General features: G+C 71.9%; 14 protein-coding genes. 9 read left to right on the forward strand and 5 right to left on the reverse strand.

From position 1 onward, the window contains the following. Positions 1 to 20 precede the first annotated feature (20 nt). Both DEJ18_RS10800 and DEJ18_RS10805 read left to right on the forward strand, forming a co-directional pair. Positions 21 to 1,457 (forward strand): TrkH family potassium uptake protein, encoded by a 1,437-nt coding sequence (locus tag DEJ18_RS10800; protein WP_111211613.1) that lies wholly within the window; start codon positions 21 to 23, stop codon positions 1,455 to 1,457. Next, entirely contained in the window at positions 1,450 to 2,145 is a 696-nt protein-coding gene (locus DEJ18_RS10805; RefSeq protein WP_111080651.1) for a potassium channel family protein, read from the forward strand. Before DEJ18_RS10800 ends, DEJ18_RS10805 begins: the two co-directional genes overlap by 8 nt. A gap of 42 nt (positions 2,146 to 2,187) precedes the next feature. Here the strand turns inward: DEJ18_RS10805 and proC are convergent, their stop codons facing one another. Then, positions 2,188 to 3,018, reverse strand: a complete 831-nt coding sequence (proC, locus tag DEJ18_RS10810) for a pyrroline-5-carboxylate reductase (protein WP_111211614.1) — start codon at positions 3,016 to 3,018, stop codon at positions 2,188 to 2,190. 74 nt (positions 3,019 to 3,092) lie between these two features. Here proC and DEJ18_RS10815 point away from each other — a divergent pair, with 74 nt between their 5' ends. Further along, on the forward strand, positions 3,093 to 4,049 hold the full coding sequence (locus DEJ18_RS10815; RefSeq protein WP_111211615.1) for a cation diffusion facilitator family transporter: 957 nt from the start codon (positions 3,093 to 3,095) through the stop codon (positions 4,047 to 4,049). 20 nt (positions 4,050 to 4,069) lie between these two features. On the opposite strand, the gene DEJ18_RS10820 is transcribed toward DEJ18_RS10815, so the two are convergent. Continuing rightward, positions 4,070 to 4,501 carry a nucleoside deaminase gene (locus DEJ18_RS10820; RefSeq protein WP_111211620.1) on the reverse strand — a complete coding sequence of 144 codons (432 nt, stop codon included), beginning with the start codon at positions 4,499 to 4,501 and terminating at the stop codon, positions 4,070 to 4,072. Between the two features lie 106 nt (positions 4,502 to 4,607). Between DEJ18_RS10820 and upp the strand changes: the two genes are divergently transcribed. From upp to DEJ18_RS10850, 6 genes are all read left to right on the forward strand, one after another. After that, positions 4,608 to 5,243 (forward strand): uracil phosphoribosyltransferase, encoded by a 636-nt coding sequence (gene upp, locus DEJ18_RS10825; protein ID WP_111080654.1) that lies wholly within the window; start codon positions 4,608 to 4,610, stop codon positions 5,241 to 5,243. Positions 5,244 to 5,665: 422 nt separating this feature from the next. Continuing rightward, positions 5,666 to 6,454 carry a winged helix-turn-helix domain-containing protein gene (locus DEJ18_RS10830; RefSeq protein ID WP_284177478.1) on the forward strand — a complete coding sequence of 263 codons (789 nt, stop codon included), beginning with the start codon at positions 5,666 to 5,668 and terminating at the stop codon, positions 6,452 to 6,454. A gap of 247 nt (positions 6,455 to 6,701) precedes the next feature. Beyond that, positions 6,702 to 7,205 (forward strand): MarR family winged helix-turn-helix transcriptional regulator, encoded by a 504-nt coding sequence (locus tag DEJ18_RS10835; RefSeq protein WP_258376971.1) that lies wholly within the window; start codon positions 6,702 to 6,704, stop codon positions 7,203 to 7,205. Then, positions 7,202 to 8,551: a cryptochrome/photolyase family protein gene (locus tag DEJ18_RS10840; protein WP_111211054.1), complete on the forward strand. Its 1,350-nt coding sequence runs from the start codon at positions 7,202 to 7,204 to the stop codon at positions 8,549 to 8,551. Before DEJ18_RS10835 ends, DEJ18_RS10840 begins: the two co-directional genes overlap by 4 nt. Further along, positions 8,548 to 10,056 carry a serine hydrolase domain-containing protein gene (locus tag DEJ18_RS10845; protein WP_111211055.1) on the forward strand — a complete coding sequence of 503 codons (1,509 nt, stop codon included), beginning with the start codon at positions 8,548 to 8,550 and terminating at the stop codon, positions 10,054 to 10,056. Before DEJ18_RS10840 ends, DEJ18_RS10845 begins: the two co-directional genes overlap by 4 nt. A gap of 193 nt (positions 10,057 to 10,249) precedes the next feature. After that, the gene (locus DEJ18_RS10850) at positions 10,250 to 10,945 is read left to right on the forward strand and encodes a TetR/AcrR family transcriptional regulator (RefSeq protein ID WP_146241605.1); all 696 of its coding nucleotides are present in this window, start codon (positions 10,250 to 10,252) and stop codon (positions 10,943 to 10,945) included. 136 nt (positions 10,946 to 11,081) lie between these two features. On the opposite strand, the gene DEJ18_RS10855 is transcribed toward DEJ18_RS10850, so the two are convergent. The 3 genes from DEJ18_RS10855 to DEJ18_RS10865 all read right to left on the reverse strand — a co-directional run bounded on the left by DEJ18_RS10855 (position 11,082) and on the right by DEJ18_RS10865 (position 13,940). Then, complete coding sequence (locus DEJ18_RS10855; protein WP_111080660.1) at positions 11,082 to 11,696, reverse strand: superoxide dismutase; 615 nt, start codon at positions 11,694 to 11,696, stop codon at positions 11,082 to 11,084. 45 nt (positions 11,697 to 11,741) lie between these two features. Continuing rightward, positions 11,742 to 12,281 (reverse strand): flavin reductase family protein, encoded by a 540-nt coding sequence (locus DEJ18_RS10860; RefSeq protein WP_258376972.1) that lies wholly within the window; start codon positions 12,279 to 12,281, stop codon positions 11,742 to 11,744. A 135-nt stretch (positions 12,282 to 12,416) separates the two neighbouring features. Then, positions 12,417 to 13,940 (reverse strand): MFS transporter, encoded by a 1,524-nt coding sequence (locus tag DEJ18_RS10865; protein WP_111211057.1) that lies wholly within the window; start codon positions 13,938 to 13,940, stop codon positions 12,417 to 12,419. Positions 13,941 to 14,097: the final 157 nt, after the last annotated feature.

Consider the following 14,097-nt stretch of genomic DNA (forward strand, 5'->3'; position numbering starts at 1 on the left):
CATGTCCCCGGAGGCATACGATGCTCGACCGCACCGAGCCGATCCCCACCGTGGGGACCGTGGCGGGTCAGCGACGGCCGAGCAGGCTCGTGACGGCCCTGCGGGCGTCACCCTCGCGGCTGGCGATCCTGGTCTTCATCGTGCTCATCTTCCTCTTCACGGTGCTCTTCATGACGCCGATGGCGACGGCCGACGGGTCGGTGACCCACTTCTCCGACGCGCTGTTCACCGCGGCGAGCGTGGTCTGCGTCACCGGGCTCGCGACCGTCGACATGGCGACGCACTGGTCGGTGTTCGGCAAGGTCCTCGTGGTCATCGGCACGCAGATCGGCGCGCTCGGCGTGCTCACCTTCGCATCGATCCTCGGGCTCGTGGTCACCCGTCGGCTCGGCCTCCGCGCCAAGCTCATCGCCGCCGGGGACTCGAACCCGCTGCGTACACACCACGGGGCCGTGCCGGAGGGCCAGGCGGTCCGCCTGGGCGACGTCGGCACACTGCTCCTCACGGTCGCAGTCAGCACCCTGACGATCGAGGTCGTCATCGGTCTGCTGCTCCTGCCGAGTGTGCTCCTCACCGGGGTGCCGTTCTGGACGGCGGTCGGCGACTCCTTCTACTACTCGGCGATGGCCTTCACGAACACCGGGTTCGCGCCGAACGCCGACGGCCTCGATCCGTTCGCGCACGACTACTGGTTCCTCAGCCTCCTCATGGTGGGCGTCATCGCCGGGTCGATCGGGTTCCCGGTCATCCGGACGCTGACGAAGCAGCTCCGCTCCCCGCGCCGCTGGCCCATCCACGTGAAGCTCACGCTCGCGACGAGTGCGGTGCTGCTCCTCGGCGGCACCGTCGCCTACATCGCCCTCGAGGCCTCGAACCCCGAGACCTTCGGCCGCGAGGGCGCCGGCCGCACGGCCTTCCAGGCGCTCTTCCTGTCGACGATGACCCGGTCCGGCGGCTTCTCGCTCGTCGACTTCGACGAGCTGTACGGGTCGAGCCTGCTCGTCACGGACATGCTCATGTTCATCGGCGGCGGCTCCGCCTCCACCGCGGGCGGCATCAAGGTCACGACGCTCGCCGTGCTCTTCCTGGCGGCCGTCGCGGAGGCCCGTGGCCGGCAGAGCATGGAGGCGTTCGGCCGTCGCATCCCGAGTGACGTCCTGCGCGTGGCGGTCGCGATCGTCCTGTGGGGCGCCACCATCGTCGCCGTCGCCACCGTCGTGCTGCTGCAGATCACGCGGGAACCCCTCGACCGCGTCCTGTTCGAGGTGATCTCGGCGTTCGCGACCTGCGGGCTGTCGTCCGGTGTGTCCGCCGACCTGCCCGAGTCCGGCAAGTACGTGCTCGCCGCCACGATGTTCCTCGGCCGGGTCGGTACAGTGACCATCGCCGCCGCGCTCGCCGCCAGTCAGAGCCGGCAGCTGTTCCGACGTCCCGAGGAGAGGCCGATCGTTGGCTGACCGACACCGTCCGCACGCCCAGCAGGGTCCCGTCAGCCACGACGCCCCGGTCCTCGTGATCGGCCTCGGGCGGTTCGGTGCCGCGACCGCCGGCCAGCTCGAACGGCAGGGGCGCGACGTCCTGGTCGTGGACACCGACGCCGCGCTCGTGCAGAAGTGGTCGGACCGGGTGACGCACGCGGTCCAGGCCGACGCGACCGACATGGACGCGCTCCGGCAGATCGGGGCGCAGGACTTCGCGATCGCCGTGGTCGGCACCGGCTCGGACCTGGAGTCGAGCGTGCTCATCACGGCCAACCTGGTCGACCTCGGCGTCCCGCAGATCTGGGCGAAGGCGATCAGTCGGTCGCACGGCACCATCCTCAGCCGGATCGGCGCGAACCACGTGGTCTACCCGGAGCGCGAGGCCGGCGAGCGGACGGCGCACCTGGTGTCCGGGCGCATGCTCGACTTCATCGAGTTCGACGACGACTTCGCCGTGGTGAAGATGTTCCCGCCGCGGGCCGTGCGGGGACGGGACCTCGCGACGACGGTGATCCGGACGCGCCACGGTCTCACGGTGCTCGGGATCAAGCCGCCGGGACAGGCCTTCGTCCCGGCGACCCCGGACAGCGTCATCGGCGAGGACGACCTCATCATCGTCTCGGGCACCGAGACCGACCTCGAGCGGTTCGCCGCGCTCGAGTAGTGCGCCCGGAGCGGGGTCGGCGGCCTGGCCCGACGACCGGCGTCAGAGCCGGGACAGCTCCTCGGCGCGGCTGATGGCGGCACGTGCGGCCCGTCCGAGCGTGTCGGCGAGGTCGGCCTCCTGCAGCACCGCCACCGCACGCTCGGTCGTGCCCTTCGGGCTGGTCACCGCACGGCGGAGGTCGGCGGGCTCACGGCCCGAGCGCGCGAGGAGCTCGACCGCACCGCGGACCGTGCCCTGCACCATGGTGCGGGCCTGCTCGGCGGTGAACCCGAGCTGCTCGGCGGCCCGCTGCCACTCCTCGACCAGCAGGAACACGTAGGCAGGGCCGGAGCCGGACACGGCGGACAGGGCGTCGAGCTGGGACTCGGGGACGTCGAGGACGTCGCCGGACACGGCGAAGACGGAGCTGGCGAGCGCGACGGCCTCGGCGTCCGCCGACTCCCCCGCACTGACACCCGTGACCCCGAGGCCGACGCCGACGGGCGTGTTGGGCAGCGCCCGGACGACGCGGACGCCGGATGGGACGTGCGCCTCCATCGTGGCGGTGGTCACCCCGACCGCGACGCTGACGACGACCGCGCCCGGCTCGAGGTCGCTCGCGACCTCGTCGAGCAGGTCGACGATGCCGAAGGGCTTCACCCCGAGCACGACGACACCGGCACCGCGGACGGCTGCCCGGTTGGCGTCGGGGTCGGTCTCGGACGCGACGGCGAGGAGCCCGGAGGCGCGGTGCGACGCCGCCGAGGACTCGGACCGGGTGGTGACGGCGACGGTCTCGGGTGCCACCCCTGCGGCGAGGAGCCCCTGCAGGACCGCGCCGGACATGGAACCGACGCCGAGCATGGCGACGCGGGGCAGGTCGATGGTCATGGCCTCCAACCTACCGACCAGCGGGAGCCTAGGATCGTGGTCCAGGTCGGTACGAGAAGGGGTCGGACAGCTACATGAGCGCTTCCGGAGGGACGAAGGCGATCTTCGCCGCACTCGGTGCGAACGTCGGGATCGCGATCGTGAAGTTCATCGCCGCGGCGATCAGCGGATCTGCGTCGATGCTCGCCGAAGGGGTGCACTCCCTCGCGGACTCCGCGAACCAGCTGCTCCTGCTGCTCGGTGGCCGGAAGGCGAAGAAGGCCGCAGACGAGGAGCACCCGTTCGGCCACGGCCGGGAGCGCTACGTGCACGCGTTCGTCGTGTCGATCGTGCTGTTCTCGGTGGGTGGCGTGTTCTCGCTCTACGAGGGCATCGAGAAGTTCGCGCACCCGCACCCGCTCGAGAACTGGTGGCTGCCGATGGCGGTGCTCGTCATCGCGATCGGTCTCGAGGGCTTCTCCCTGCGCACGGCGCTGAAGGAGGCACGGCCGCACAAGGGCGGGCAGTCCTGGGTGCAGTTCGTCCGCCGGGCCAAGGCACCGGAGCTCCCCGTCGTCATGCTCGAGGACACGGCTGCCCTGATCGGCCTGGTCTTCGCGTTCTTCGGTGTCGGCCTCACGGTGCTCACCGGCAACGGCGTGTTCGACGCGATCGGCACGGTGCTCATCGCCGTGCTCCTCATCGCCGTCGCGCTCGTGCTGGGGGTCGAGACGAAGAGCCTCCTCGTCGGCGAGGGTGCGAGCTCCCGTGACGTCGCCCGGATCAAGCAGGCGGTGCTCGACGGACCCGAGGTCGACTCGGTCATCCACCTCAAGACCCTCTACCTCGGGCCGGACGAGCTCATGGTCGGCGTCAAGGTCGCCGTCGACGGCGACCGCCGCCTCGGCGACGTCGCCGCCGGCATCGACACCGTGGAACAGCGGGTGCGCGCCGCGGTGCCCATCGCGCGCGTCATCTACATCGAGCCCGATGTGCGGCACGACGGCCCGCACCCGTCGACCGAGGCGATCGTCCTGCGCGCCGCCGACTGACGGTCGGTCGGTCGGTCGGTTCAGCGGCGCTCGGCGAAGAACGTGTCGAGCAGCGCCGCACAGTCCTGTTCCAGGACCCCGGCGACGACTTCCGCACGGTGCGGCAGCCGGCGGTCGCGAGCGATGTCGTAGACGCTGCCGCTCGCGCCGGCCTTGGGGTCCCAGGCGCCGAACACGATCCGGGGGACGCGCGCGGCGAGCAACGCTCCGGCACACATCGGGCACGGCTCGAGCGTGACGACGAGGGTGTGCTCGGCCAAGTGCCAGTCCCCGGTGACCGCCGCCGCGGCCCGCAGCGCGAGGACCTCGGCATGTGCGGTCGGGTCCTGCCGGGCCTCGCGTTCGTTGCGTCCCACGGCGACGACCTCCCCGGCGGCGTCGAGCACGACGGCGCCCACCGGGACGTCGCCGGTGGCCAGGCACGCCCGGGCCTCGGTCAGCGCCTGCTCCATGGCGGGGACGAACGGCCGTCCGGCTGGGTGCTCCACGCGTCCTCCGCCCCGACGCCGACGATGGCCGCGACCGCCGGTCGGGGTGCGGCACGGTACGCTCGACCCTATGCGAGTCCACGTCGCCGACCACCCGCTCATCACCCACAAGCTCTCGGTGCTCCGCGACCGGACCACTCCCTCCCCCACGTTCCGTGCCCTGACCGAGGAACTCGTCACGCTCCTCGCGTACGAGGCCACGCGCAACGTCCGGGTGACGGCGACGCCGATCAGCACGCCCGTCGCGCAGACGATGGGGGTCGCGATCGCGAAGCCCCGTCCGCTCGTCGTGCCGATCCTCCGCGCCGGGCTCGGCATGCTCGAGGGCATGGTCAAGCTCGTCCCCACGGCCGAGGTCGGGTTCCTCGGCATGGCCCGCGACGAGGAGACCTTCGAGCCGCAGACGTACGCCGAGCGCCTGCCCGACGACCTGTCGAACCGGCAGTGCTTCGTGCTCGACCCGATGCTGGCGACGGGCGGCACGCTCGCCGCGGCGATCGAGTTCCTGTTCGACCGCGGCGCCGTGGACGTCACGTGCGTGTGCATCCTCGGCGCTCCTGAGGGCCTCGCCGCGCTCGAGGCGGCGGTCGGCGACCGTGACGTGACGATCGTCCTCGGCGCGCTCGACGAACGCCTGGACGAGAACGGGTACATCGTCCCCGGTCTCGGCGACGCCGGCGACCGCCTCTACGGCCTGGCCGACTAGCGACCGCACCACCTTCCGGATCCGTCACCGTCCGCGCGGACGGTTGACACCACGTTGGTATACCGCCGATACTCGTGCCATGACTGCAACCGTGTCCACCCGAGCCCTCCACGAGGCCAAGGGGACTGCCGGCATCATGATGCCGACCACGGCGGTCATGCGTTGTCGAATGTGTGCCTGATCGGTACCCGTTCCAGCCGGATCCCCCGCGACACCACCCCCGTCGCCCGCGCGTGATCCCCGGTGACGACCCCGTCGACGACGCGCACCACCGTCTCGAGGTCTGATCCCGCTCCCCCGGACGAGCCCCGGTCCCCCACGGACCGCAGGGCCACTCGGCGTACCGCCGATCCGGGCCGACGCATTCGACACCGGCCGACGTCCCACCACTCCGCTCGGCCGCACCACCCGGAGACCGCACCATGTCGCTCACCATCGCCCAGCCCCGCACCACCCCCGCCCGTCTGGCGGCCGCCGCTCCGACCGACCTCGGCAGCGTCACGCCGATCCGCAGCCGTCGCGCACCGGCGGCACAGCCGGTCCGTCCGGTCCCCGACCGTTCCGCCGTCCCCACCAGCCCGGTCGTCGCCCCGCAGCGGAACCGGGCACTGCCCGAGGGGACCGAGGCGCGTGGCTTCGCGCTCTACGTCGGGCTCGACGAGGCCGCCGCGGCTGCGGCCGGCACCACCCTGGCCGCCGTCGTCGAGCAGCTGAAGGCGCTCACGGCACAGCTCGTGCCGTCGGCGGAGACCTACGCGGCCGTCGCCGTCGCGGCCGAGGGGTCCGGCGGGCGGGACGTCGACGTGGTCCGCCTCGCGCTGCAGGACCGGTCGGCGGTGGCCGCGCGCAAGCAGACGGAGAAGCCCGAGCCGGAGGAGACCGGCGTCGTCATCGACATCTCCCGCAAGCGTGTCGTCCTCGACGGCGAGACCGCGCCCCTGACGTTCAAGGAGTTCGAGCTCCTGCAGTTCCTCGTCCTCCGCGAGGGTCGCACGGTTGACCGCTCGGCCATCATCGAGGGACTGTGGTCCGACGGTGAGGACGAGACCCCGAACGAGCGCACCATCGACGTGCACGTCCGTCGCCTCCGGGCGAAGCTCGGCGCCTTCGAGGAGATCGTCCGGACGGTGCGGGGTGTCGGGTACCGGTTCGACCGGCACGCCGACGTGTCGGTGCGCTACGCCTCCACGCCGTCGCCCGACCTCTTCTGAACCGGCTCTCGTCCGGCGATCGGACAACTCGCAGGAACCGACGGCGTGGCCGCCTTCCCTGGCGTTACCGCTTCGTTATACAGTCGGTCGTGCAGTCGGTGTTTGCTGTGGCACCGGCTGTGGAATGTGATTGCAGGAATCTCCCGGTGCAAGGGAGCGGGCCGGTCGTCCACTCGGGCGGCCGGCCCGCGTTCTGCGTCGGTACCCCTCGGTAGGGTGGGGGTCCACCAGACGGAGGGACGTACCCGTGAGCGATCACCGCAGCGAGAAGGCGACAGCGGTCGCGGCGTGGGAGTCGTTGTTCCGCGCGCAGGTCACCGTGATGCGGAACCTCAACACCGAGTTCCCCTCGGCCGAGATCTCCTTCAACGAGTACGACGTCTGCTTCAACCTCTCGACACAGCCGGGGCGCCGCTGCCGGATGCGTGACCTGACGGGTCACCTCCTCCTGACCCAGCCGAGCGTCAGTCGACTGGTCGACCGTCTCGCGACCAAGGGCATCGTGGAGAAGCAGCCCGACCCGACCGACGCCCGCGGGGTGATCGTCGCCCTGACCGCCCACGGGTACGACGTCTACCGCGCCGTCGCCGTGCAGCACGCGTCGACGATCGCCGCGCAGGTCGGCGCCGGGCTCGACGACGCCGAGCTGCGCACCCTCACCGAGCTCTGCACGAAGCTCCGGGTCGCGGCTGCCGGCACGTCCCCGACGCGTCGGACGGTCGCCGCGGCACCGGATCGGGCCTCGGCGTGAGCGGCTCGATCGTCTGGTTGCGTGACGACCTCCGGATCGCCGACAACCCGGCGCTCCGGTCCGCGGTCGACCGGCCCGGCCCCGTCACCGTGGTGTACGTGCTCGACGAGCAGAGCGACGGCATCCGTCCCCACGGTGCCGCAGCACGGTGGTGGCTCCACCACTCCCTCGCCGCGCTCGACGCCGACCTTCGTGCCCACGGGTCACGGCTCGTGCTGCGCCGGGGTGCCGCGGCGGACGTCGTCACGGACCTCGTCGCCGAGTCCGGTGCGGACGCCGTGTTCTGGAACCGGCGGTACGGCCGGGTGGAGCGGGAGATCGACGCCGGCATCAAGTCCGGCCTCGTCGCCAGCGGCATCGAGGCGCACAGCTCCGCGGGGACGCTGCTCTGGGAACCGTGGACCGTCCTGACCGGCAAGGGCGAGCCGTTCAAGGTCTTCACGCCGTTCTGGCGGGCCGCGCAGGCCATGCCGGAACCCCGGCACCCGTGGCCCGAGCCGGAGTCCGTCGCCGCGCCGGCCGACGTGGCCTCGGACGTGCTCGGTGACTGGGCGCTGCTGCCGACCACCCCGGACTGGGCGGGCGGCATGCGAGACGCCTGGACCCCCGGCGAACACGGGGCCTGGGACCGGCTCGAGCGGTTCATCGACGAGGCCCTGGCCGACTACGACCAGCGCGACGAACCGGCGCAGGCTGCGACGAGCAGCCTCTCCCCACACCTGCGCTGGGGTGAGATCAGCCCGTACCAGGTCTGGCACCGCCTGCACGAGACACTCGAGCCCGACCGACGGCGTGCCGCCCCGGCGTTCCTCCGGCAGCTCGCGTGGCGGGAGTTCAACTGGAACGAGTACTTCCACTGCGACGACATCGCACGGACCAACGTCCGCCGCGAGTTCGACGCCTTCCCGTGGCGGGAGCCCACCGACGACGAGCTCGACCGGTGGCGGTACGGCACGACCGGGTTCGACCTCGTCGACGCCGGCATGCGCGAGCTCTGGCACACCGGCGCGATGCACAACCGGGTGCGCCTGGCGACGGCGAGCTTCCTCGTGAAGAACATGCTCGTGGACTGGCGGGTCGGTGAGCAGTGGTTCTGGGACACCCTGGTCGACGCCGATCCGGCCAACAACGCGGCGAACTGGCAGTGGGTCGCCGGGTCCGGCTTCGACGCGGCACCGTACTTCCGGGTCTTCAACCCGGATCGCCAATTCGAGCGCTTCGATCCGCACCGCGAGTACGTGCGTCGCTGGGTCCCCGCTGACGAGGACCGCCCCGAGCCGATGCTCGACCTCAGGTCCAGTCGGCAGCGCGCACTGGACGCCTACGCCGAGATGCGGCGCGCATGATGCGCCCGGGTCCGGGCGTGCTGGACGCGGTGGACGCCCTGCACCGGCAGCGCGTGGCGGACGGCATCGCGCCGAGCAGCGTGTGGGGCGTGTTCGACCGGGACGGACTCGTCGCCTGGGGCGGGCACGGGGACCGCGGTGACGGCGCCGTGCCCGACGCGGACACCGTGTACCGCATCGCCTCGTGCACGAAGAGCGTCACCGCCGCGACCCTGCTCGGCCTGGTGGACGACGGCCTGGTCTCGCTCGACGCACCGGTCACGGACTTCGTCCCGGCGTTCGACGCGGTCCGGCTGCCCACCGCCGACTCCCCCGTCCCGACCCTCCGGATGCTCCTGACGATGTCCGCCGGGCTCCCGACGGACGACCCGTGGGCGGACCGACAGGAGTCGATCACGGACGACGACCTCGACGACGTCCTGCGTGCCGGGTTGCTCTTCGACTCCGTTCCGGGAACGCGCTTCGCGTACTCGAACCTCGGGTACGCCCTGCTCGGACGGGTGGTGTCGGTCGTCTCCGGGGCACCGTTCACCGCGGTCGCGACCGATCGTGTGCTGCGGCCGCTCGGCCTCGACGACACCGTCTTCAGCGCCGCCGATGCCCGCGGGCACGTCGTCACCGGGCACCGCCGGGTCGAGGACGCCTGGGAGGCACTCGACACGACCGGACCGGGGGCGTTCTCCCCGATCGGCGGCCTGTTCTCCACCGTGCGGGACCTGGCGCGGTGGGGCGGGTGGCTCGCCTCGGCCTTCACCGGCACCGCGGCACCGTTCACGGACCCGGCGACCGCCGTCGCCGGGCCCCTGGGCAGGGCGGGACGTCGCGCCATGCAGCAGGCGATGCGGGCGGTCCCGGCCGAGGCCCTGCCCGGCTCCACGCGTGCCACCGGCTACGGCTCGGGCCTGTTCGTCGAGCACGACCCCGGTGTCGGGTCGATCGTGTCGCACTCCGGCGGCTACCCCGGGTTCTCCGCCCACATGCGCTGGTCGGTGTCGACCGGTCTCGGGGTGGTGGCGTTCGAGAACGCCACGCAGGCGAGGGTCTCCGCCGCCGCCTCCCGCGCCCTCGACCTCGTCCTGGCCGAGTCCGTCAGCGGCTCCTCGGCCCCGGTCGAGCCCGACACCACGGCGGATGCCCGGTCCCGTCCGCAGACGGACGTCGGGCGCGAGCCGGGGACCGAAGCGGTCCTGCCGGCCACGCGCGTCGCGCAGCACGCCGTGACCCGGCTGCTCGCCGACTGGTTTGACGACGTCGCAACGGTGATCTGTGCCGAGAACGTGCCCATGGACGTCCCGTGGGACCGTCGACGGACGGCGATCGCGGACGCGGTGGCGGAGGTCGACGCCGACCTCGCCGCACCGCCCGTCGCCGAACGGTCCGCCACACCCACCCACCTGCGCTGGTGGCTGCCGGGCGGACGGGGACGGCTCCGGGTGGAGATCCGCCTCGCTCCGATGGCGGCCGGCCTCGTGCAGACCCTCGTGGTGCACGCCGAACGGCAGTGACGGGCCAGGAGCAGATCGCCTGACCTCGCCGTACCGGCAGGTCGACGGGTCGACGGTCCGCACACCGACGGCGGACCACGACGAGCGACCGGCTCCGCGCTCCGTCGGGCGCTGCCGCCGCCCGTCCGGTAACATGCGACATGTCCGCCGTCTCGTGGCGGCCGTCAGCCCTGACCCCCGTTCGGAAGAGACCATGCCACGCAAACCGGACCCGACGTTGAAGCCCGCCATCGTGTGCAAGGTCACCGAACACCTGCGTGACACCCGTCTCGAGGACGTCTCGGTCCGGAGCCTCGGCCGCGTCCTGGGGACGAGCGCGTACCCGATCGTCTACCACTTCGGCTCCCGTGACGGCCTCGTCGACGCCGTCGTCGAGCACCTGAGCCACCCCGTGCACCGCGTCCGACTCGACCCGGACGGCGATCAGCACGCGCTGGCCGGGTACCTGAGCGCGGTGTTCGGCGGCCTCGACGACCCGGACCGGTTCCTCGCCGCCCGCCTGACCTTCGAGCTCGGCTCGGTCGAGTCCCTGACCGGGCACGACCGACACCTGCGCCTGCACCGCTCGCTGATCGAGACACTGGCCGCCTGGTGTCGCGCGCACGGGGCCGACGACTGCACAGCGGTCCGGGCGTCGCGTGCCGCGGTGCTCGCGTGCCGCGGTGCGCAGTGGGGCGCCGTCCTCGACGGTGACGTCGCCCACACCGAGGTCGTCCTCCGCGGTGTCGCCCGACGACTCGCCGCCGAGATCGCCGGCATCCGTGCCCGCACGCCGCACAGGAGCACCGCGCTCGCCGACGCCCAGGACGCCGGTACTCCGCACGGCAGGGCGTGCGACGACAGCGCTGTCCGGGTCGGTCCGGTCCCGGTCGGCAGGTCCCTCGACTGACGCTCCCCCGGGCGGAACCCACCGAGGACGGACGGGAGGCCCGGTACCAGCTGGTACCGGGCCTCCCGTCCGTCCACCGGGCGCTTCAGCGCCCGCCGTCGGTCACGCGAGCGTGACACTCACGATGCGACGGGGCTCAGAGCGTGACGAAGCGCTGCGACCGGGCGTTCGCGAGACGGGCCGCGACGTTCTCCCAGTCGACGATGTTCCAGACGGCCTTGACGTAGTCCGCCTTGACGTTGAGGTAGTCGAGGTAGAAGGCGTGCTCCCACATGTCGAGCATGAAGATCGGGACGAGACCGAACGGGATGTTGCCCTGCTGGTCGAAGAGCTGGAACGTAGTGAGCTTCTGGCCCACGGTGTCCCAGGCCAGCACGGACCAGCCGGAGCCCTGGATGCCGTTGGCGACGGCGGCGAACTGCGCCTGGAACTTCTCGAAGGAGCCGAAGAACTCGTCGATGGCGGCGGCGAGCTCGCCCTCGGGGACCTTGGTCTCCGGGCCGAGGTTGGTCCAGAAGATCGAGTGGTTCACGTGGCCGCCGAGGTGGAACGCGAGGTCCTTCTCGAGCTTGTTGACGTTCGCCAGGTTGCCCGACTCGCGCGCCTCCGCGAGCTGCTCGAGCGCGGTGTTCGCGCCGGTCACGTAGGTCTGGTGGTGCTTGTCGTGGTGCAGCTGCATGATCTTGCCGCTGATGTGCGGCTCGAGTGCGGCGTAGTCGTACGGCAGCTCGGGCAGGGTGTACTCAGCCATGTGCGGTCCTTTCGATCGGTGATGTGCGGTGCGGGGTCCCGCGGCTCACGAGAGCCGGGAACGATCGGTCAGGGAGTGGAATTCCCGGTTGTGGTAGACCAGCGGCTCCCCGCGGTCGAGGCCGACGACGATGTCGAGCACCTCGGCGACGACCACGGTGGAACTGCCGATCGGGGTCGTCGAGAGCGGACGGCAGCGCAGGGCACTGGCGGCATCGGGCAGGTACCGGTCGCCGGACGGCAGCGATCCCCAGATCGGGTCGTCGGCGGCGGGACTGCCCGTGGACGCGAAACGCTTGGCCAGGGCGACCCCACGGGCGTCCATGAGGTGGACGACGAAGACCGGAGCGCCGAGCACGACGCCGGCGGACCCGGAGTTCGTGGAGAGCGAGAAGACCAGGACGGGCGGGTCGACCGCGACCGAGGCGACGCTCGACGCGGTGAGCCCGGTGGGTCCGTCGGGGCCTCCCGCGGTGATGACGGCGACCCCGGCGGGGTGCCCGCGGAAGGCGGCCTTGTACGCGGCGGCCATGTCGGCCTGGGGGACGTCGGCCTGCGGGAGATCGGCGGAGGCGGCGTCGGGCATGTCAGTCGTGGTCGTTCCTCGTTCGTGTGACGGCCACGGTCGTCGCGGCCACCTCCCAACGTAGGACCTGCGGCATGGTGGCGGTCCATGATTCACAGGTTCGGCCCATCCCGGGCGTGCCGCGCAGTCCCGCGATCAGCGACGGCGCAGCATCACGACCGCACCCGCGGCCGCCACGAGCATCAGCGCCGCGGCGACGCCCGCCGTGGTGGTGACCCCTGAGTCGAACGCGGCACGCGCGGACTCGAGGAGCGCCTGACCCGCGGGCCCGCCGAGCTCGGCCGCCGCGGTGACCGCGCCGCCGAGGGTCTCCTCCGCCGCGGTGTGCGCCGTGGACGACAACCCCTCGGGGACCACGACGTTCGCCCGGTAGGCCGAGGCGAGGATCGTCCCGAGGACGGCGGTCCCGAGCACGGCGCCGATCTCGTACGCCGTCTCCGAGATCGCCGATGCCGCCCCGGCCTTGTCGGCCGGAGCGGTCGAGATGATGAGGTCGTTCGTGACGGTCTCCGACGCGCCGATGCCGATGCCGAGCAGCACGAAGGCGAACGCCAGCGCCGCGATGGTGGCGTGGTGCCCGAGCCCCGCGACGAGGGCGTAGGCCACCGCGGAGAACAGCAGCGACACCGACACGACCCAGCGCGGAGCGACCCGCGCGACGACCGGGACGACGACGAGCCCGGCGACGATCGTGAGCACCGCACCGGGGACCAGGACGAGCCCGCTCGCGAACGGGTCGAGGCCCGCGACGAGCTGCAGGTGCTGCGCGATGAAGAACAGGAAGCCGGTGAGCGAGAACATCGCCGCCATGTTCATGAGCACGCTGCCGGTGAAGGCGGTGCTGCGGAACAGCCGCATGTCGAGCATCGGGGTGCGGGTGCGGAGCTGACGACGGACGAACGCGATGCCGCAGAGCACCCCGACGGCGACCATGGCGATCGCGAAGCCGCGCTCCTCCGGGTGGACGAGCGACTTGATGGCCCAGACGAGCGGGCCGAGGGCGCCGAGCGAGAGCAGCATGCTCGCCACGTCGACGGGGCCGGGCTCGGGGTCGCGGGACTCCGGCACACAGAACGGCACGGCGACGAGCATCACGACGAGGATCGGCACGGCGACGAGGAACACGCTGCCCCAGTGGAAGTGTGCGAGCAGCACGCCGCCGACGAGCGGACCGAGGGCGTTCCCGGCGGCGAACATCGTCGACCACACGGCGAGGGCCAGACGTCGCTCCCCGGCGTCCGGGAACACGTTCCGGATGATGGACAGGGTCGCGGGCATGAGCATGGCGCCGAAGACGCCCATGGCGAGGCGGGCGGCGACGAGCATCCAGGCCTCGGTGGCGAACGCGGCGGCGGCGGAGAGCACGGCGAAGCCGGTCGCACCGATGACGAGGATCCGACGCCGGCCGATCCGGTCACCGATGCTGCCCATGACGACGAGCAGGCCGGCGAGGACCAGCGGGTAGGCGTCGACGATCCAGAGCTGGGTGGTCGCGTCGGGGTGCAGGGCACGAGCGATCGAGGGCAGCGCGAAGCTCAGGACGGTGTTGTCGACCGAGATGAGCAACACCGGCAGCATGAGCACCGCGAGCGCTGCGAACCGTGAGCCGCGGCTCGTGGTGATCCGGGTGGCGACGGGGCTGGTGAGCAGTGCGGACATGGCGGACTCCAGGACTTCGAGCGTGTCGCGCCTGCGGCCCTGACGGGCCGGACGCAGACGAGACGGGACGCGGAAGTCGTCACGCGTCCCGTCGGGGTCCCGTTAGTGTACCGTCCGGACGGTTACGGTCGCAAATGCACCGGAGCGGCCGGGAGGC

Origin of the sequence: Curtobacterium sp. MCSS17_015 (assembly GCF_003234265.2) — a bacterium.
Taxonomy (GTDB): domain Bacteria; phylum Actinomycetota; class Actinomycetes; order Actinomycetales; family Microbacteriaceae; genus Curtobacterium.

What these genes read in the sequence shown, in the direction of transcription:
- DEJ18_RS10860 (WP_258376972.1), bottom strand. Translation starts at nt 12,281, where the DNA reads ATGCCCGACGCCGCCTCCGCCGATCTCCCGCAGGCCGACGTCCCCCAG.
- DEJ18_RS10845 (WP_111211055.1), top strand. Translation starts at nt 8,548, where the DNA reads ATGATGCGCCCGGGTCCGGGCGTGCTGGACGCGGTGGACGCCCTGCAC.
- DEJ18_RS10800 (WP_111211613.1), top strand. Translation starts at nt 21, where the DNA reads ATGCTCGACCGCACCGAGCCGATCCCCACCGTGGGGACCGTGGCGGGT.
- DEJ18_RS10815 (WP_111211615.1), top strand. Translation starts at nt 3,093, where the DNA reads ATGAGCGCTTCCGGAGGGACGAAGGCGATCTTCGCCGCACTCGGTGCG.
- upp (WP_111080654.1), top strand. Translation starts at nt 4,608, where the DNA reads ATGCGAGTCCACGTCGCCGACCACCCGCTCATCACCCACAAGCTCTCG.
- DEJ18_RS10830 (WP_284177478.1), top strand. Translation starts at nt 5,666, where the DNA reads ATGTCGCTCACCATCGCCCAGCCCCGCACCACCCCCGCCCGTCTGGCG.
- DEJ18_RS10855 (WP_111080660.1), bottom strand. Translation starts at nt 11,696, where the DNA reads ATGGCTGAGTACACCCTGCCCGAGCTGCCGTACGACTACGCCGCACTC.
- proC (WP_111211614.1), bottom strand. Translation starts at nt 3,018, where the DNA reads ATGACCATCGACCTGCCCCGCGTCGCCATGCTCGGCGTCGGTTCCATG.
- DEJ18_RS10865 (WP_111211057.1), bottom strand. Translation starts at nt 13,940, where the DNA reads ATGTCCGCACTGCTCACCAGCCCCGTCGCCACCCGGATCACCACGAGC.
- DEJ18_RS10820 (WP_111211620.1), bottom strand. Translation starts at nt 4,501, where the DNA reads ATGGAGCAGGCGCTGACCGAGGCCCGGGCGTGCCTGGCCACCGGCGAC.
- DEJ18_RS10850 (WP_146241605.1), top strand. Translation starts at nt 10,250, where the DNA reads ATGCCACGCAAACCGGACCCGACGTTGAAGCCCGCCATCGTGTGCAAG.